The 18,363-nt window shown below is 58.5% G+C and carries 21 protein-coding genes; 5 read left to right on the top strand and 16 right to left on the bottom strand.

All coding sequences use genetic code 11. The annotated features are described in order from the left end of the window. Positions 1–625: 625 nt before the first annotated feature. From GH784_RS16630 to GH784_RS16615, 4 genes are all read right to left on the bottom strand, one after another. Complete coding sequence (locus tag GH784_RS16630; RefSeq protein WP_139104335.1) at positions 626–952, bottom strand: hypothetical protein; 327 nt, start codon at positions 950–952, stop codon at positions 626–628. 106 nt (positions 953–1,058) lie between these two features. Then, a complete protein-coding gene (locus GH784_RS16625; protein WP_081308459.1) occupies positions 1,059–1,448 on the bottom strand; it encodes a DUF302 domain-containing protein in 390 nt (129 codons plus the stop codon). Positions 1,449–1,537: 89 nt separating this feature from the next. Beyond that, entirely contained in the window at positions 1,538–2,233 is a 696-nt protein-coding gene (locus GH784_RS16620; RefSeq protein ID WP_035200829.1) for a VIT1/CCC1 transporter family protein, read from the bottom strand. Then, the gene (locus GH784_RS16615; protein ID WP_065687622.1) at positions 2,230–2,634 is read right to left on the bottom strand and encodes an OsmC family protein; all 405 of its coding nucleotides are present in this window, start codon (positions 2,632–2,634) and stop codon (positions 2,230–2,232) included. Before GH784_RS16615 ends, GH784_RS16620 begins: the two co-directional genes overlap by 4 nt. Before the next feature lie 295 nt (positions 2,635–2,929). Between GH784_RS16615 and GH784_RS16610 the strand changes: the two genes are divergently transcribed. Next, a complete protein-coding gene (locus GH784_RS16610; RefSeq protein ID WP_003517068.1) occupies positions 2,930–3,136 on the top strand; it encodes a hypothetical protein in 207 nt (68 codons plus the stop codon). Between the two features lie 41 nt (positions 3,137–3,177). On the opposite strand, the gene GH784_RS16605 is transcribed toward GH784_RS16610, so the two are convergent. From GH784_RS16605 to GH784_RS16590, 4 genes are read right to left on the bottom strand one after another with little or no spacing between them, the layout of a single operon-like run. Beyond that, positions 3,178–4,014: an oxidoreductase gene (locus tag GH784_RS16605; protein WP_112153453.1), complete on the bottom strand. Its 837-nt coding sequence runs from the start codon at positions 4,012–4,014 to the stop codon at positions 3,178–3,180. A gap of 50 nt (positions 4,015–4,064) precedes the next feature. Then, the gene (locus GH784_RS16600) at positions 4,065–4,370 is read right to left on the bottom strand and encodes a putative quinol monooxygenase (RefSeq protein ID WP_035200823.1); all 306 of its coding nucleotides are present in this window, start codon (positions 4,368–4,370) and stop codon (positions 4,065–4,067) included. Position 4,371: 1 nt separating this feature from the next. Further along, positions 4,372–5,103 carry an SDR family NAD(P)-dependent oxidoreductase gene (locus GH784_RS16595; protein ID WP_236736224.1) on the bottom strand — a complete coding sequence of 244 codons (732 nt, stop codon included), beginning with the start codon at positions 5,101–5,103 and terminating at the stop codon, positions 4,372–4,374. Further along, the gene (locus tag GH784_RS16590; protein ID WP_013637024.1) at positions 5,100–5,561 is read right to left on the bottom strand and encodes a VOC family protein; all 462 of its coding nucleotides are present in this window, start codon (positions 5,559–5,561) and stop codon (positions 5,100–5,102) included. Before GH784_RS16590 ends, GH784_RS16595 begins: the two co-directional genes overlap by 4 nt. A 117-nt stretch (positions 5,562–5,678) precedes the next feature. On the opposite strand from GH784_RS16590, the gene GH784_RS16585 reads away from it, so the two are divergent. Next, positions 5,679–6,563: a LysR family transcriptional regulator gene (locus tag GH784_RS16585; RefSeq protein WP_003517057.1), complete on the top strand. Its 885-nt coding sequence runs from the start codon at positions 5,679–5,681 to the stop codon at positions 6,561–6,563. Positions 6,564–6,902: 339 nt separating this feature from the next. After that, complete coding sequence (locus tag GH784_RS16580) at positions 6,903–8,159, top strand: MgtC/SapB family protein (RefSeq protein ID WP_065687683.1); 1,257 nt, start codon at positions 6,903–6,905, stop codon at positions 8,157–8,159. A gap of 333 nt (positions 8,160–8,492) precedes the next feature. On the opposite strand, the gene GH784_RS16575 is transcribed toward GH784_RS16580, so the two are convergent. The 4 genes from GH784_RS16575 to GH784_RS16560 form a co-directional block, all read right to left on the bottom strand. Continuing rightward, entirely contained in the window at positions 8,493–10,628 is a 2,136-nt protein-coding gene (locus GH784_RS16575; protein ID WP_050923895.1) for a hybrid sensor histidine kinase/response regulator, read from the bottom strand. Next, complete coding sequence (locus tag GH784_RS16570) at positions 10,570–12,078, bottom strand: ATPase domain-containing protein (RefSeq protein WP_003517052.1); 1,509 nt, start codon at positions 12,076–12,078, stop codon at positions 10,570–10,572. The genes GH784_RS16575 and GH784_RS16570 overlap by 59 nt, the downstream gene beginning before the upstream one ends. A 589-nt stretch (positions 12,079–12,667) precedes the next feature. Next, positions 12,668–13,417 carry a pirin family protein gene (locus GH784_RS16565; protein WP_003517051.1) on the bottom strand — a complete coding sequence of 250 codons (750 nt, stop codon included), beginning with the start codon at positions 13,415–13,417 and terminating at the stop codon, positions 12,668–12,670. A 67-nt stretch (positions 13,418–13,484) separates the two neighbouring features. Further along, positions 13,485–14,060 (bottom strand): isochorismatase family protein, encoded by a 576-nt coding sequence (locus GH784_RS16560; RefSeq protein ID WP_065687680.1) that lies wholly within the window; start codon positions 14,058–14,060, stop codon positions 13,485–13,487. A gap of 138 nt (positions 14,061–14,198) precedes the next feature. Here GH784_RS16560 and GH784_RS16555 point away from each other — a divergent pair, with 138 nt between their 5' ends. After that, on the top strand, positions 14,199–15,080 hold the full coding sequence (locus tag GH784_RS16555; protein ID WP_065687679.1) for a LysR family transcriptional regulator: 882 nt from the start codon (positions 14,199–14,201) through the stop codon (positions 15,078–15,080). A 13-nt stretch (positions 15,081–15,093) separates the two neighbouring features. On the opposite strand, the gene GH784_RS16550 is transcribed toward GH784_RS16555, so the two are convergent. Beyond that, entirely contained in the window at positions 15,094–15,423 is a 330-nt protein-coding gene (locus tag GH784_RS16550; protein WP_003517048.1) for a winged helix-turn-helix transcriptional regulator, read from the bottom strand. 108 nt (positions 15,424–15,531) lie between these two features. Between GH784_RS16550 and GH784_RS16545 the strand changes: the two genes are divergently transcribed. Next, the gene (locus GH784_RS16545; RefSeq protein ID WP_013637530.1) at positions 15,532–16,518 is read left to right on the top strand and encodes an NADPH:quinone reductase; all 987 of its coding nucleotides are present in this window, start codon (positions 15,532–15,534) and stop codon (positions 16,516–16,518) included. Positions 16,519–16,537: 19 nt separating this feature from the next. On the opposite strand, the gene GH784_RS16540 is transcribed toward GH784_RS16545, so the two are convergent. The 3 genes from GH784_RS16540 to GH784_RS16530 all read right to left on the bottom strand — a co-directional run bounded on the left by GH784_RS16540 (position 16,538) and on the right by GH784_RS16530 (position 18,307). After that, a complete protein-coding gene (locus tag GH784_RS16540; RefSeq protein WP_153793583.1) occupies positions 16,538–17,428 on the bottom strand; it encodes a LysR family transcriptional regulator in 891 nt (296 codons plus the stop codon). Between the two features lie 77 nt (positions 17,429–17,505). Further along, positions 17,506–17,781, bottom strand: coding sequence for a hypothetical protein (locus tag GH784_RS16535; protein WP_065687678.1), 276 nt, complete (start codon positions 17,779–17,781; stop codon positions 17,506–17,508). 61 nt (positions 17,782–17,842) lie between these two features. Beyond that, positions 17,843–18,307, bottom strand: a complete 465-nt coding sequence (locus GH784_RS16530; RefSeq protein WP_003517037.1) for a nuclear transport factor 2 family protein — start codon at positions 18,305–18,307, stop codon at positions 17,843–17,845. Between the last annotated feature and the right edge of the window lie 56 nt (positions 18,308–18,363).

Here is an 18,363-nt window from a genome sequence, read left to right as displayed (position 1 = left end):
TTTTGCCAGGCTCCGCGCGCGCGAAACGGATATCCCGATTATATTCGAGACCGGGTATTTCATTTCGGAATAAGAATTATCTGGGCAAGAGACCGGACGGTGGCGGTTATGGGTAGCGCAATTGCAAGTTCGGCGACGAGAAGCATTTGGTAGGCTGCGTCGCGGTCGATCCAAAAGGAAGGCTGTTCAATGAGTTGAGCTGTTCTGAGGAAGCGAACTCGAGGCACTAGATCTCCCAAGTCTTTCAGCGTGCCTTTCCTCGACGAGGATTGATGGTTTCGATCATGTAAAAATCTCGCTCATTATTGGTGAACAAGCAGCTATTGGATTGAGCAATGGCAGCCACGATTGTGTCCAACCCGCTTCGCGGGCTGCCCACTGCCTTTCCTTGCGCCATTAGCTTTTCCCAAATGAGCGCAGCGTCCTTATCAAGTGCAATGTCAAGGCATGATGCCTTATTAGGAAGTTGCGGCCGCTGCAGTTGCGGTTCGTGGATAGGTTACCAGACCCTGTTTTATGCTGGTCGTTACGCCAATCGTTTCCATTCGGGAACCGAGCAATGCATGCGCCTCACGCCGAGCAAGTGAAGGCACTTTTGGTCGCTCACCCTGACGCTCTCATCTTTTCATTCCGTTTCATATTCGGCTTTCGGATGGTAAGTGCTGTCATCACCCGTCTTTCCGGTGTGTCCCCCTTTGGTTTTTTCACTATCAATCTGGTCAGTGCTTTGGTCTGGGGGATAGTCGTGGCGACCGCCGGCCATTTTTTTGCAAACGCGATCGAAACAGCTTTTCGCCATTTGGGATTCTACCCTGACCTCGTTGTTGCGCTGGTGATCGTTCGGATCGTTTGGGGACTGGTCATTTGTCTCACACAAAACGAGCCAGGACCTCCAGGCCGAGCTGCGTTTGGCGGCAGAAGACAAGCCACGCTGTGCAATCATCCGCAACATCTGGCGTGCCCTGGAGACCTGAGCGCGAAATCGGAGACACCGCCACAAGCCGGGCGCAATCAAGACCCGCTCAGGCAGCCTGCGACAGTGCAGGGGAACCAATGCCTCAGATCGCGGCGACGGCGTCTTGCAGCAGACACCTCACCTGGCCAGCGACCGTCTTGAGGTGGGGATTGTCGATCGCTTGCATCGAGGCGACGGGATCGATGGCGCTGACCATGATGGTCCCTTCCTCCAGCGATCGCACGATCACATTGCAGGGCAGCATGGCGCCGACCCTGGGCTCCATCTTCATCGCCTCAAGCGCCATCATCGGATTGCAGGCGCCGAGAATGAGATAGTCAGCTATATCGACGTCGAGCTTCTTCTTCATTGTCGCTCGCACATCGATTTCGGTTAGCACACCGAATCCTTTGGTCGACAGGGCCTCCCTCGTGGCTGCGACCACAGCGTCAAATGGCATGCCTTTGATTGTCTTATCGAGTGTATAGGCCATGATCTCACTCCCTGGCGACCGGCGCATGCCGATCTTGTTGCCGGTGTTGGACCCACACCGGAGTATATCCTCTGAGGGTCGCGCACCTCCTAGACGGCGGTGCCCACCAGCGCGCCAATGCCTGCCGTCAGCGCCATGGCAAAGGCACCCCAGAAGGTGACCCGGATTGTGGCTTTCATCACGTCTGCCCCGCCAGCCTTGGCGCCGATGGCTCCAAGCAGCGCGAGAAACAACAGCGAAGCAGCCGAGACGAGCCAGACAAGTTGGTCTGCCGGCGCCAGCCACACCATTGCGAGCGGCATCGTGGCACCGACAGCAAAGGTCAGCGCCGATGTCAGGGCAGCCACGATCGGTCTCGCAGTGGTGATCTCGGAGATGCCGAGTTCTTCGCGGGCATGCGCCTCAAGCGCATCCTTCTGCATCAACTGCTCGGCCACCCTTCTGGCCAGATCGATATCGACACCGCGTCTGGCATAAAGTTGCGCCAATTCTTCTCGCTCCAGATTGGGTTGGCTCTCAAGCTCCAGTCGTTCGCGGTTGAGATCGGCCTGCTCGGTGTCCGCCTGGGAGCTTACCGAGACATATTCGCCCGCCGCCATCGACATGGCCCCTGCCACAAGTCCTGCGATGCCGGCGATCAGAATCTCGGAACTCCCCGCCGCAGAGGCTGCCACCCCGACGATCAGGCTTGCGGTCGACACGATGCCGTCATTGGCGCCGAGAACGGCCGCTCGCAGCCATCCTATCCGGGAAACGAGATGCGTTTCGCTGTGAAGGCTCCTCATAAGGCCCTCCGGATGACGCCATCAAGGCGAGCTGCGAGAGCGATGGTGTTGGAGATCGTACCGTATTTGCGGACGTTCTTGTGCAGGAGTTCGAGCCGCTGTTCGCTCTCCTCGGTATCGACCAAGAGTTCGTAGTCGATGGAGACGATACGCGGCAGATCATCCTGCCGGACGGCATGAAGCATCACTTCGACACCATCGAGAGAGAAATCGAGGAGGGGCAGGACGCGCTCGATCCCCTTGATCATGCAGGCTGCAATCGACGCCAGCAACAGTTCGGCCGGATTGAAGGCGTCGACCGGGCCGGTCAGTCCGGTAGCAAGCCTGATATCTGCATTCTCTGTGCGCGCCACGCTCTCGCTGGGATCAATCCGCCGTGCCAAGATTCTGTATTCAAGCATCACAAGTCCTCCCTCATGTGACCCTCTTGGAGGAACACGAGAGACACCGTATCATCTGACCTCATGCGGGACTTGATCGACGTCAAGACAAGGGAAGACCGTCCACCACCAAGATCATGAGGCTCGCTGCAAGGACAGCATAGGATATGCAGTTGGGGCAGACTAAGACCTCGGCAGGCGAGACAAGCTCTAGCCACTTGATGCAGATCAGCACCAAATTTACAGTTGCAAACGGAGCCAGTGTGTCTCACGAGGTCAGTTCGCCGGCCCCTACGGCGGTATGGCGGTTGAGAAGATGAGGATCAGCATCATGCCGATCCCGGTGGCGACAATCGGCGTGCCCGTCCACCTGCTGACCCGACCCAACACCGGCTGGAGGTTTGCATGTTGCGCCAGGCCTACCCGTGTGATCATTATTATCGTACGCGCGATGATGCTGTTCAGCGTCGCGACGACGGCGCTCGCGCTCAGACGGTTCGTATCCTTTCAATGGGAGGCCTGAAAGCGACCTCCCATCGGATGAAATTAATCAGACCCACGTCGTTATGAGTCAACGGGGAAGTCGGTCGAGACCGAGACGGTGCGCCATTCGGAGAGAATGGCGTTGTCCTGTGCATGCTTCTTTTCGATCGCTGCGACGGTATCACTACCGAGCGGGAGGCGGACCGGCGGATTGGGGGCGTCAGCGAAGGCGATCAGGACCTCTGCCAGTTTTTGAGGGTTGCCCGGCTGGTTGTGGCTGAGTCCGGCCGCTATCGTGCGGACCTTGCCAGCGGTCGCTTCGTAGTCGCCAATGATATTGCCGCTCACCGACAAGGACGAACCGTCGAGGAAATCCGTGCGGAAATAACCCGGCTCGATGACGGTGACACGGATGCCAAGCGGCGCCAGTTCGTCATGCAGGGCTTCGCTCAGCCCCTCGACGGCAAATTTCGTCGAGGAGTAGACCCCGAAACCTGCTGCGCCGCGATAGCCGCCGATCGACGAGATATTCAGGATGCGGCCGGAACGAGCCCGGCGCATGAAGGGCAGAACGGCGCGGGTCACGTTGAGGAGACCAAAGACGTTGGTGCGGTATACAGCCTCGACCTCAGCCACGGTTGCTTCTTCGACGGCACCCATCAATCCGAACCCAGCATTGTTGAGCAGGATATCGATGCGGCCGAAGCGCTCGATCGCTGCCTTCACGGCTGCGCTCGCCTGTTTGTCGTCGGTCACGTCGAGGACGACCGGAAGCAGGTTGGGGTGTTCGCCGAACCGCTCGGTGATCGCCTTCGGATTACGGGCGGTGGCGACGACGGCGTCGCCCTGTGCAAGAGCGCGTGTGGTGACGAGGGCGCCAAAGCCGCGCGAGGCGCCGGTGATGAACCAGATTTTCATGAGGGTGTTCCTTGATGCTGGATTGATGGGGAAAGCGTTGGGCCGAGGGCTCAAGGGCGCGGCGATGTCATGGTGCAGAATGTCAATTCCATGTCGCGGGCCAGCAGCTCCGGAAAGCGCGCCATGACGGCTTTGGTGTAGGGCTGCTCAAAATGCGCATCGAGATCAGCGCGCGATCGCCAGTTCTCATAGAGAATCCAGACGCTGGGATCATGGTTGTCGCGGTGCAGGTGATAGTCGATCGATCCCCCCTCGGCGCGGGTCGGTAAGACCAGAGCCTGCAACGCTTCGCCAAGCGTCGCGGCACAGTCCGGCTTGGCCGTCAGCCTGGCAATCAAAGTCAATGTTTCGGTCATGTCAGTCTCCCTTGAAGGCGTCTGCGGGGTAAACGGCTTCCCACCCTGCGGTCGGGTCCGTCGCCAGCGTCCAGATTGTGTCGGCTGCCTCTCTCGCCTCTGTCGATCCGGGGCCGACGAGTGTGGCGATTGTCGCCACCGCGATGCGGATGCCGCGTTCGGCGAGAGGGCCGGCCAGACCTTCGACGACATTTCTAAGGGCCGCCTTGCCAAGGCCGAGACTGGCATAGCCGGCATGGGGTGAGACGGCGAGGCCGCCACCTGTAACCAGAATCGTACCGCCGCGGGCACCGAACAACTCAACGGATGCCCGGATCGTGTGAAGGCCGGCAGCGACATTGGTGGCGAGGTCGTCCGTGACCTCATCGTCGCGCATGCTGAACAGATCCTGTTCACGCACGAACGCGGCATTGAAAAGGACCGCCGTCAGCCCGCCGGACATGCGGTCGCCCTCGGCGACCGCCTTGCGCAGTGCGATCGGGTCGGTCGCATCAGCTTGCAAAGTCGAGACGTGGAGACCTTGCCCGGAAAGGGTTCTGGACAGACCGGTGAGACGATCGGCATTGCGAGCGGTGAGCACGACATGCCAGCCTTCCCGCCCGAATTTCTCCGCAACAGCCTGCCCGATGCCGGGGCCGGCGCCGATAATCATGATGGAGTTCGTCATGGGATATTCTCCTGATGTGCTGGCCATCGCGATGCCGTGACGGCCAGCCGGGTGAGAAAGGGTCACGGCAGGACTTCCGCCAGCTCGATCAGATTGCCGAAGGGATCGCAGAAGAAGGCGAGGCGGCGGCTGATTGCCAAAAGCTCGAACGGCTCGGTCACGATGGTGACGCCGCGCGCCCGCAATTCCTCGACAGTGGCGTCGACGCTTGCGACATTCAGGCAGAAATGGTGGTAGCCGGCATATTTGAGGCTATCGCCGAGATCGGTATAAGGGCGGACCTCCGCCGGCGCCGGATCGCCGCCACCCAGGATTTCCACATAGAAATGGTCGTCAGTCGCGGGTGCGAGATAGGCCAATTGTTCGTCGGCGTAGTCCCATTCGGCAACGACACGGAAGTCGAGTTTCTCGACATACCAGCGCTTTGCGGTTTCGAGGTCCGGCGTGCGGACGGCAACGTGATGACCGCGCATGTCGGCAAAGGGTGATGCAGTGTTGTGGGCGGGAGGAATGAAGTCGGCCATTGTCCTATCTCCTGTGTGGTCCGGCACAAGCGCCGGTTTGCGAGGAGAAATCTGGACCTTTTCAACGACCAGGATTAGAGAGATAATCTTCCTCTCAATGATGAGTGAGATTTGACAATGCGCAGTACGGATCTCTCTGAACTCGCGGCCTTCGATGCGGTCGCCCGTCACCGCAACTTTCGCCGTGCCGGTGAAGAGCGCGGGGTGACGGCCTCGGCGATCAGCCATGCGGTGGGTAATCTCGAGGCACGCGTCGGCATTCGTCTGCTCAATCGAACGACCCGCAGCGTGTCGCTGACTGATGCCGGGGCAATGTTGCTTGCGCAACTGTCGCCCGCCTTCGGCGAGATCGGCTCGGCGCTCGATGCCCTCAACCAGTTTCGCGATACGCCTTTTGGCAAGGTTCGCATCAATGCGCCCAATTCGGTCGCACCGTTCGTATTCCGGTCAGTCATCGGTCCTCTGATTGCAGAAAATCCCGGGCTTCAGCTGGAAATCGTCGCTACCGACCGGCTTGTCGACATTGTGGAGGAGGGGTTCGATGCCGGCATCCGTCTTGGAGAAAGTCTGCGCGATGGCATGACGGCTGTGAAGATCAAACCGCGGCTTCGGTTTGCCGTCGTGGGCTCAACAAGCTATTTCGAACGTTATCCGCTTCCTAAAACCCCGGATGATCTGCGTGGCCATGTCTGCATCCGCAATATTTATCCAAGCGGCAAACCCTACCCTTGGGAGTTCAGCCGCGCTGGCAAGATCATCGAATTCGAGCCGACCGGATCTCTGTCGCTCGATGACCATGAACTGATGGTCGAGGCGGCACTTTCGGGCGTGGGGCTGGCTTACGTCTGGGAAGAGCGCGCGCGTTCCTATGTCCAGAGCGGCAGCCTGGTCGAATGCCTGGCATCCTGGAGTGCGCCCGAGGACTGGCTGTATCTCTATTACCCGACGCGGAAATACCTGTCGGCCGGCCTGCGCGCCGTCATTGATGCGCTGCGTGTGTGAAGGGACTGCAGCCCGACGGTTCGATTTCTATGAAGGCGCTAAACCTCGTCGAGCGAACTAAGGCGAGATTGGTGGCCACTCGTGAAGTGGGGAATGTTAATTCGGCACTTCTGAGGAAGCTTCGCTCGACATTGACAGGTTTTTCGCTGATGGCACGCTTGCGATCAAGACGGGTACCAGCGTTCATGAGGGACAAGGTTTCTAGGGTGCCCAATGGCTGTAACGTGATGCAAGAACAACGCGAGAAAGTCATGCAGGAAACTGGCATCTGTGTTTAAGGTTGGGGTAGCTGCGAGGCTTTCAGTTGGCTGCAACACAGATGACCGGACAGGTGATGACATGACAGAGCTGATGCTTAGGTTTGGCGTCGCTATCGCCATAGGGCTGCTGGTCGGGTTGGAACGGGGCTGGCGTGAACGCGACGAACTGGAAGGCAAGCGTGTTGCCGGCATAAGAACGTTCTCAATCACGGGACTGCTCGGCGCTGTGATCGCAGCTCTCTCACAACTCTCTGGGGCTCCCTGGATGCTTGTGATTGGATTTGCAGTGTTGGGTGCATTAGTCGGCTGGTTCCAGTTTTGGAAGGCGAGTCAGGACGAAGATTTCAGCGTCACGGTCGTAATTGCGGCGCTGTGTGTCTTCGCATTGGGTGCACTCGCTGTTGTCGGTGATTACAAAGTGGCCGCCGCTGGTGGAGCAGCTTTGGCAGGGCTTCTGGCCAGCAGGGAAATCCTCCATTCTCTGCTGAAGCGGTTGACATGGCCTGAAGTCAGGTCGGCGGTCCTCCTGGCTGGGATGACCACAATCGTACTGCCGCTGCTGCCGAACCGGACCATTGATCCGTGGGGTGGATTAAATCCTCACGAGGTTTGGCTGTTCACCGTCCTGACGGCCGCACTGTCCTATCTCGGCTACATTGCTGTCCGCATGCTTGGACCGACGAAGGGTACCCTTATCACTGGACTGTCGGGCGGCATTATCTCATCGACATCGGTCACCGTCGCCTTGGCGAAAAGCGCACATGGTGTAATGAATGCCTTTCCACTGGCGGGCGGGGCTTCGCTTGCAGCAATGGTCTCGATTATCCGTGTCTGCATCGTAGTTGCTCTGCTGAAACCTGATTTGCTAAAGATAATTGCGCCATCGGCGATTGCTGCAGCGTTGGCATTTGGCCTGTGCGGTTTGCTATTGCTTTCGTTCGGGCACGCGCAGAAGGCCGACGAGAGCTCGCTCCCCCGCAATCCTTTTGACCTTATGCAGTTGCTGATATTTGCTGCAGGTTTCGCGGTTGTTTCAACGCTCAGCGCGGCCTTGGTCGAGCGATTTGGGTCAGTCAGTGTTCTTGCGAGTTCTGCTCTGTCTGGCGTGTTCGATGTCGATGTTGCCGTGCTGAGTGCAATCCGCCTCGATGGTGCTATCATTTCGACAGGTCAGGTAGGAGAGGCTATCCTCATGGCAATAGTCGCAAACGGGGCTGGACGCCTTTCACTGGCAATGGTCGCCGGACCCAGTCGATTTTGGCTTCCCCTTTCCGGAGCGACGTTGCTTGCAGCGGGAATTGGCGCGGCCGTCTTCTTTGTCACCGATTTCTCGTGATCCTGCAAACTAGGGATGTTGAGTCAGTCATAGGAAGGGACACTGATTCATTGCTGGGTGTTAGAAAGATGACTGGTCCTGGATAGTCCAAGCCTGTGCTTGAGGAGATTTGTGGAAGCCTCCGGGTGCACAAGAGAATTCTTCTGATATGACTTCTGAGTTTGGTGCGGACATGTGTTCCGCTTCTTTCGCGGCAGAACATAACCGCCAGCCAGTATGGAATACGTAGGCTCGGTCTACTTCACGCTTGTGTGCTCATGACCGAAGCCCGTTAAACGCATTCTCACCGATATTTGGTCGGTAAGTTAAACCGCTTGCGCCACCATCCTCATATTACTGTCCATTCCTGACAACGTGGCCTGTCAGGATTGGATCGTTGAACAGCTTATGAAGCTCCCGCTCAAGCTGATCCTGCGTGTAAGGCTTGCCGAGCCGGGAAACGTCAAGATCAACTCCAGGCGGCAGTTCTGCATAGCCCGAGGCGATGAGTATCGGAAGCTTTGGGACAATATGGCGCACTGCAATTGCCAGATCTCCGCCGGTCATACCAGGCATTGAATAGTCGGTGATCAGGAGGTCAAAGCCGGTTCCGTCTCCCAGCTGTTCCAGTGCCTCTTTCCCCGAATGCGCTTCAACGACATCGTGACCGAGGTCCATCAGCATATCGGCTGAGCTCATCGCTATGAGAGGGTCGTCATCCACCAGCAGTATTCGTTTCGGTCCTGATGCGCTCGCGGTCGGGCCAGCCGAGACCTCAATCGCTGCGGAGTCATTTGTGATTTCGGATGTCGAGATTGGGATCCACAGTTCCGCCCTTGTGCCCTTACCCAGTTCGCTTGTCAGCTTGAGGTCGCCTTTCAACTGGGACGCCAGGCCATGGATCATGGAAAGACCAAGTCCGGTGCCTTTTCCAAGTTCCTTGGTCGAAAAAAACGGCTCGATAGCCTTTTGCAGTGTGTCACGATCCATTCCGTGGCCCTGGTCGACGACCGAGAGGGCGACGTAATTGCCTGCCGCAAGCTCACCGGCCTGGACGTTCTGATGGACATGGTCCAGCCCGATAACGATCTCGCCTCCGTCAGGCATGGCATCACGGGCATTGACAACGAGATTGAGGAGCGCGAGCTCGACCTGGTTGGCGTCGGCCGAGACCAGAGGAAGGTGATCTGGCACGTCAGTTTTGATCACCACGGTCGAGCCGACGGACCTTTTCAGAAGGTCTTCCATTCCGGTAACCAGCGCTCGCATATCGACCGGGTCAATGCGTAGGTCCTGCCTGCGCGAGAAAGCGAGAAGCCGCTGGGTGAGGGAAGCGCCACGTTTTGCGCCCTGTTGGGCACCCTCGATGAGGCGGATTGCCCTTGCGTCATTGCCAACGCACTTTCGCAGCAACTCAAGATTACCGAGGACGGCCATCAGGAGGTTGTTGAAATCGTGCGCCACGCCGCCGGTGAGTTGGCCGATCGCTTCCATCTTCTGGGACTGGCGCAAGTGTTGCTCAGCTCGTTCTCGCTGGCTTACCTCTTCCATGACAGTAGCATATGCTTCTTCCAGTTCACGCGTTCGCTCCGCGACGCGCTCTTCCAGAACCTCATTCAACTGCCGTTGATGCTCTTCCGCTTTCAGACGTGAGGTTATGTCGGCCGATACGCCAACAAGCTTGATGGCCTTGCCAGTGCGGTCCCTGTAGAGCTGGGCACGGATCTCCACCCAGTGGGTAGACCCGTCATTCCAGACCGTTCGGTATTCTATCGCGTAGTCGGCGCCCGTTTCGATCGTTGCTCGAACAGCCAACTGCATGCGCTCGAAGTCATCAGGATGGACCGATGCTAAGAGGTCCGCATAGGAAAACTCTTCGTCGGGACCGCGGCCAAAAATTAATCGACATGTTGCCGAAGTGGTCAGTTCATTGGTTGCAAGATCGAGCTCCCACGCGCCAAGCCGGCCGGCGGCAAGGGCCGTCTGGAGGCGACGCTCGCCTTCATCGAGTGCTTCCATTCGGGCCCGGGCATCGAACTGCCGCCGGCGACCGCGCATGGCCGACCGGGCAACACTTATGAAAGTCGTCGCATGAAAAGGTCGCTCGACAAAGCTCACATTTCCCAGAACCTCAGAGAGCCTCGCCGCAGTCGGGTTGCGTTCAGGTCCTCCGCCGCGGTTTGTCAGGATAATGAATGGCAAATCAGACCAACTGGGCTGCGCTGCGATCCAAGCAAAAATCCCTTTCAGGTCCGCTGAACGAAATGCCTCCTCGGTCACCACAGCGAAGGCGATGTTGTCCCCCAGACCTGCGACAAACGACGCAATGTCAGCCACGGTGGTGGAAGATACACCAGCTTCCTTCAGGAGTGACGCTGCAATTTGCGCATCGCGGCCGATCGGAGCATAGACAAGTGCGCGTGTGTCGCCGTTAGGAATTCTTGCTACCCTCCCCGTTGAGAGGAAGAAGCGGGTGTTGATCGCCGACAAAGTTTGGAACGCCGCGAAGGATGCCCTGGAAGTCGGAAAGTGGTTCTCCGAGGGTCAGTCCGTTGCCGGATATTCTGAACTCACGGATCGTGTCTTCGTGAGGGCCTGTGCGCTTCTTGATCACTGATACGGCGCGACGCACTTTTCCGAGCGCCTCGAAATATCTCAGGAGGATGACGCTATCTGCCAGATAAGTGACATCGACGGGCGATTTCATGTCCCCGACGAGGCCATGCTGGGCGACCGTCAGGAATGTGTTGGCTCCCTGCCTGTTGAGGTACTGTAGCAGTTCGTGCATGTGCAAGATGAGAGCATTCTCTTCCGGCATGGAAGCCTGGTAGCCATTGATGCTGTCGATCACCACTGTCTTGGCATCGAAAGTTGATACCCGGTCGCGCACACGCTGTGCAAATTCCCCCGGTGATAGTTCGGCGGCATCGAGTTGCTCGATGTGGACGTGCCCATCTGCCTGCAGCTTCTCCAAGTCGATACCCATTGATCTGGTGCGTGCGTAAAGGAGACCAAGTTCCTCATCGAAAATGAAGACCGCAGCCTTTTCCCCACGCTCGACTGCGGCGTTGACGAACTGCAGAGCAAACAGGCTCTTTCCGGTTCCAGCAGGGCCGATGAGGAGAGTGCTTGATCCACGCTCCACGCCCCCACCGAGAAGGCCGTCGAATTGGGAAAGACCGCTCGACAGGGTCGTTCGTTCGAATTCGGTTCTGTGCTCAATCGCGCGAAGGCGCGGAAAAACTGCAACGCCACCAGTCTTGATAGTGAAATCATGATAGCCGCCGCGAAACGACTGACCGCGATACTTGATCACTCTCAACCGACGCCGCTCGGAGCCGTAATCGGGAGCAAGCTGTTCGAGATGAATGACACCGTGGACTACGCTATGGACCGTCTTGTCAAAATTTTCCGACGTCATGTCATCAAGCAGCAGCACCGTTGCATCGGAGCGAGCGAAGAAGTGTTTCAATGCGAGGATTTGTCTGCGGTATCGCAACGAACTCTGCGCTAGAAGGCGAATTTCAGAGAGGCTATCAATTACGACGCGCTGGGGTTTGATCCGCTCAAAGGCTTGGAAAATCAGTTTTGTCGTTTCACCCAACTCGAGATCTGAGGAGTAGAGCAGGCTTTGCTGTTGCTCGGCGTCGAGAAGGCTTTCCGGGGGGACGAGTTCAAATATCTCGATCCCGCTACCAATCTCCATGCCATGCGATCTGGCGCAATCGCGCAATTCTTCGTCCGTTTCCGACAGGCTGATGTAAAGGCAGCGCTCGCCGCGTATTTCTCCTTCAATAAGGAACTGCAAAGCAATCGTTGTTTTGCCCGTCCCTGGAGAGCCCTCAAGTAAAAAGACATGCCTGCGCGTAAAGCCACCGGAAAGAACATCATCCAGTCCCTTGACGCCAGTTTCTGCTTTTTGACTTAAAACCTGATGCATGTTTCCTCCGGACTTTCTAAAACATCTAGGGCGCGACCTCAGGAGAATCAAGGGCGTAGCGGCGGGAGTGTCTGAGCCCGGACTGCCGATGGCGCCCGCCTCAGCGCCGCAGCGCGCAGCGTTTGGCGACGGTTGGCACCGTAATTTGCACAGGCCGGAAGCTGACTTCGCCGGGTACGCGTGGCTCTTTCGGGAGTAATCTGCGGAGGTCAGGTCACAAACAGCATGATCTCGATTGCGTCCCCGGGGAAGAAGGTTCTTCTTCCGAAGACTGGATCAACCTTAAGCACTGAAGCAAACCCTCCTCAGTTGCGTGTTTTCAATGGCACGCGCTTTGTGTCCACTCGGACGCCACGGTCTTCGTGATCCGCACCAGCGATCGCTATGAAGATTGGGATGGTAGCGACGATTAGCCAGAACTGCTCTTCCGTTCATCGAGGGTGGCCACGGAAGGCGCTGGCGATGGTGCCGACCTAGTGGTGCCCTTTGCTATGCATAAAAACACCATCGGTGGGTGACACCGAAACGTTGGAAGAGACTTGGCGCGAGAAAGCCCCTGGTTCACGTTTGCGCCGCTCGAAGAACGACTTCAGCGGCCCCGTTTCTGGTTGCCGCTGAACATGCCGCCACGATATACCTGGACGTCAGTATCGAACGAGAACAAGACGATATCGGTCTCGGTCAATGCCGTTGGATGTTGTTCGAACGAGGTCACGAACACGCTCTCTCCGTCGGAGACCGTCTCGTTTCCAAATCGAATTTTCCCCTTGAAGACAAAGAGCAGGCAAGCCAACCCGGAGTTATCAGGGGTTGGCAATCTCAGCGTCGTGCCTGCGCTGAGGCGCACGTCAAAGACCCAGACATCGGATCTTACCGTCAATGGCGCTTTTCGTGGCCCTGCAATCAGTCTCCAGCTATCGTCACTGAATTCATCGACGAAATCATGAAACTGCACCATTGGCTCAAGATTTTGAGCGTTAGGACGCAGGAAAATCTGTAGGGCCCGGACGGGTGTTTCCCCAAGCATAAGCTCTTCATGCTGGAAGTGATGGCCGGCGTTCATCATCATGAAACGTGTCTTGTCGAGCTTTTTCTCGTTTCCGACGGTGTCTCGGTGCAGCATCTCGCCGCCGCGCATGTAGGTCAGTATTTCGTCGTCCTTGTGCGGATGCATGCCTATGAGATGACCCGGCTGAACCTGGGCGCGGTCAATCCTGCCGATGGGACCGATCCCGCTGTCGTCGGTTGTCAGTGACAGCCCCGGATACATGATCTCGACGCCGAAGCCCTGGCCTATATTGCCGCGCATACGTCCTGCAGGGATTTTGGTGATGGTCATTGGACTGTTTCCTTCGATCTCGGGCGCGGGCGACAATCGCCCGCGCCGAACGCAGCGACTTGCGCTGTCAGTGGTAGTTCAGGATACCGACGAGCTTCTGGCCGAGCGGCCTCGTCCAGTCGACGGCGAGTTCCGAGATGATCTGGTCGACAGTGGTGATAATTGCGCCTGCCTTTTCCATGCGCCTCAGGGCGATATCGTCGCCGTATTTGGTGTAAGAGGCGGATGCGTCCGCCGAGACCTGCACCTCGTAACCTTCGTCAAGCATCTGGAGGACCGGAAAGGTGACGCAGATTTCCGTGGTCACGCCTGCGACGAACAGCTTGTTGCGGCCGATCGCCTTGACGGCCTGGTTGAAGCCGTCGTGGTGCATGGCGTTGACGATACCCGGCCGCTTGATGCGGGCTTCGAACGCCTCGGGCAGGATTTCCTTGAGTTCCGGAATCAGCGGCCCCTGGATTTGTTCTTCCATGCTGGACGTCAGGATGGTCGGGATGTTGGCGGCTTTGGCGATCCGGGCGAGCTTGAGTGCGTTCTGCTTGACTAGGTTGATGTCGTGGGAGTGGGTCCAGGCCATCGTGCCGATCTGATGGTCGATCAGCAGCATGGCGGAATTCTCGGGAGTAAAGACGTCCTTATGCATTGTCGTATTCCTTTTTGCGTTGTCGGCGGCTGTCGGGTTGGATTTAGGTCCGCTCGATGAGTGGAATTTAGCGTTGCGATAGACGGCACGGTAGCTCTAGGATGAGCCACTCTGTGGAACGGAAAATGGAACGCAATAATGGTCAGCTTCGAAGATATGCAGACTTTCGTTGAGGTCGCCGATGGCGGCGGGATCACGGTTGCGGCGCGACGTCTCGGATTGCCGAAATCCATCGTCAGCCGTCGCCTCGTTCGTCTAGAGAGCGAGCTGGGCGTCCAGCTCCTCGCCCGGACCACACGAGGTGCATCGCTGACGGAGGCTGGAGCGTCGTTTCGCGAGCATGCCGCGCGCATTTGCCTGGAAATGGAGGTTGCGCGCGAGGAGATTGCGCCGACCGGGGAGCTTCGGGGACGGCTGCGCGTCGCCGTTCCGTCATCCTTCGGTCCGCGGCATTTTGCGCCAGCGCTCGCCGAACTGGCCCGCCAGCATCCGCTCTTGCAGCTCCATGCGCACTACAGCGACCGTTACGTCGATCTGGTGGCGGAAGGCTTTGATTGCGGGATACGTGTCGGTTATCTGCAGGACTCGAACCTGACGGCGAGGAAGATCGGTGCATTCGCGGCTGGATTGTTTGCCAACCCCGAATACCTCCGGAAGCATGGCGTCCCGCGAAAGCCTTCCGATCTGCTTGACCATCAGGCGATCCTGCAGGGCACCGAGAGCTGGAAGGTGTCCGATGGCAGCCGAACCATCGTCATCAATGCGCAGGGAAGGTTCAAGGCGGATAGTGCCCTTGGCATTGCCGAAGGGACGGCAGCCGGACTGGGCATCGCTGCACTGCCGGTTGTGATCGCGGAAAGCTATGTTGCCGCAGGGACCCTTGTGCCGATTATGTCGGACTACGGCCTGCCGGAGATCGGCGTTTACATCGTGCGTCCGCCAGGATCGCACGTGTCCCGGAAGGTCAGAGTGCTAATCGACTTCTTCGTGCAGCGCTTCGCGGCAAAGCCCGGTCCCTGACGCGGATGACCGGTCATGCCTTCGTGGATTGACAGCGACCTTGGAAGGAAACTCCCCAGTCGCGCATCGCCATCAGCACGGGGGCCAGCGTTTTTCCGAATTCGGTGAGGGAATATTCGACGCGCGGAGGGACCTCGGCGAAGACCTCGCGGCTCACGATCCCGTCGGCCTCGAGTTCGCGGAGCTGCATCGTGAGCGAGCGCTGGCTCGGATCGCCGACCAGGCGGCGCAGCTCTCCAAACCGGTACGGACCGTCGAGTAGACGATAGATGATCATCGGCTTCCACTTGCCGCCCGTGACATCGACGGTAACTTCTACCGGGCATTTTGGGCCAACAGCCATTCAGTTCTCCATTAGTGTACTTTTTATTCCTATAGGCAAAACTGTTGCCTACTTGCAAGTTTGCCTGTGTCACGCCCAGATGGAAGCCACATTTAGGAGAGGTGTGTTATGCGAGCTGCGTTCTACGAACGGCAAGGAACTGCGAGAGAAGTATTGACCGTTGGAGAGCTTCCCGATCCCCAGCCCGGGGCGGGGGAAGTCCGGGTCAGGATCGTGGTCTCGGGCATCAATCCTTCGGACATCAAGACGCGTGTCGGCTTCGGCGGTAAGGCCATGCCATTTCCCAGAATCGTTCCGCATCAGGACGGGTCGGGCGTCATCGACAGTGTCGGCCCCGGCGTGTCGCAGGAACGTATAGGCGAGCGGGTGTGGGTCTACATGGCCCAGACGGGGAGGGCGTTCGGGACGGCTGCGGAATTCGTCGTGGTGCCGTCGAGGCAGGCAGTCAGGCTGGCCGACAACGTCCCCTTCGGGGTCGGTGCGTCGTTCGGCGTCCCCGCGATGACGGCGCATCGATGCCTGTTTGCCGATACAAACCTGCGAGGTAAGCGGGTTCTCGTGCACGGTGGCGCCGGTGCGGTCGGTAACGCCGCCATTCTTCTTGCAAAGTGGGCAGGGGCGTGGGTGGCGGCAACGGTGAGCCGCGACGAACAGGCAGACGTTGCCCGCGCAGCCGGAGCCGATCTCGTCGTCAACAGGCATGCCGGTGATGTTGCTGTGAAAATAAGGTCGGCGACCGATGGTCACGGCGTCGACCGTATTGTCGACGTGGACATCTCCGCCAACATCGACACGGCAATCGCCTGCCTTGCGCGTGACGGGGGCGTGTCGGCTTACTCCACGGGATCGCCGCAAGCCAGGCTCTCGATCCCGTTCTTTCCGGCGCTCGTTGGTGGCTTTTCTTTCCGTTTCGTCTACGTCTATACGATGCCGGAAACAGCGATGCGCGATGCTGTCGAGGAAGTCTCGGCCTGCGCGGCTTCGGGAGCCTACGTTCCCAAGATCGCCGTAACGCTCGGGCTTGATCAGATTGCCGAGGCCCATGAACTGCAGGAAAGCGGCAAGGCCATTGGCAAGATTCTGATTGGTTTTTGATCTGCCCGCTGCGCCCGGATCAGTTCAGGAGACGGTTCTCACGCAGGCGGGCAACTGCCATGTCAACGAAAGCCCGCACCTTTGCGGGTGCATTCCGACCCTCTGGATGCATGATGTGGATAGGCAGGGGCGGCTCTTCAAACTCGCTGAGCACGATCTGAAGGTCGCCCGCCATAAGGTCAGGGCCTATCTGGTAGTTCAGCACGCGCGTCAGTCCCCAGCCCTCGCGTGCGGAGGTTATGGCCGCTTCGTTGGTGTTGCACTGAAGAGCAGCGTCTATCGTCACGCGGAAATCGTCGGAAAAGCGCCATTCAGGGGAGGCCCAGGCGCTGGTGGACGCCGCGATGCGATGATCCCTGAGGTCGGATGGCGTTGTCGGAATGCCATGTCGGTCAAAGTATGCCGGTGAACCACACACGACACGCCTGACGCTCCCGACCTTTATGGCGGAGAGGCCGGAGTCGGGGAGGTGACCAATGCGGACAGCGACATCGATGCCTTCATCGACAATATTGACAGGCCGGTCGATAAACAGGGTTCGCGCCTTCATGGTTGGAAATGCGTCCAGAAAGCCCGTCACGACGGGCAGCACATACATCTGCCCGAACATGACCGAAGCAGTTACGGACAGGGTGCCTGTCGGTGTAGCGTAGGAGCCTCCCGCTGCCGCCTCTGCTTCAGCAATGTCTGACAAAATCTTGCGGCAGTCCTCGAAATACCGGGCACCCGCCTCGGTCATTTTTACCGAACGGGTCGTTCGCACGAACAGGCGTGCTCCGATGATATCTTCCAGGGCTGCAACAGACCGTGTGACGGCAGGAGCACTCATGTGCATCTGGCGGGAGGTATCTGCGAAACTTTCGGTCTCCGCTACTTTCACGAAAATCCGCATTGCCTGCCAACGATCCATCCGGTCCCCCATGCCCTCGATACGGTGTCCATAGTAGAATCCTGGACGACAAGACCGCAAGCCGTCCGCGGCATGGATTAGCTGCCAGCGACCTGTCGGTTGGCAGCAGCAAGGTGCTCGATTTCGACGCAGCTTCGCTCACAAAGGCCAGCGGCGCTTGCACGTGCACGTGTGTGCTCATTGATCGCGAGCGCAAACGCTATGGCCCTCGCTATTTTCAGATCGAAGCTCAGGCCACGGCGTGCCAGATCGATTTCCGCACCCGTCAGCCCAAGCGCACGGCTATCGTCTTCCTGCTTGCGCTTCCGCGACAGGTCGCCGCTCGATGCGGTAAGAGCGAGTTCAACGGACACTCGAACTCGCTCGTTGAGTTTGAACGACGGCATTGACGAGGCCAACGGACCGACGCCCGGCTCAAAAGCCGAAGTCGCTGAGACCGGGATGGTCGTCAGGCCTTCGGCCGAGCGGCCAGTGAAACCTGCGGTCGGCTTCAGCGATCGGGTGTTCGTTGATGCTGGCGTGACGCGCCCGCATCAGGCCGTCTTCGGCAAACTCCCAATTCTCGTTCCCGTAGGCCCGGAACCACTGGCCGCTGTCATCATGATATTCGTAGGCGTAGCGCACCGCGATCCTGTTGCCCGTGAATGCCCAGAGTTCCTTGATCAGGCGGTAGTCGAGTTCCCTGTTCCACTTGCGGCCCAGAAAGGCCTCGGCTTCATCGCGGCTCGTTACGAATTCGGCACGGTTGCGCCAGCGAGTATCCACCGTGTAGGCGAGCGCTACCCTGGCAGGATCGCGGCTGTTCCAGCCATCTTCCGCAAGGCGGACCTTTTCGATGGCGCTCTGTTCAGTGAAAGGGGGAAGCGGGGGACGGGACATTGTGATGGCTCCAGGTTTCGTAAGGGGGAGGGAAGGATGACGGCTCTCGTGTCACC

It is taken from the genome of Agrobacterium tumefaciens (assembly GCF_009649785.1).
Classification (GTDB): domain Bacteria; phylum Pseudomonadota; class Alphaproteobacteria; order Rhizobiales; family Rhizobiaceae; genus Agrobacterium; species Agrobacterium tumefaciens.
This window is presented reverse-complemented; position numbering and strand designations above follow the sequence as displayed.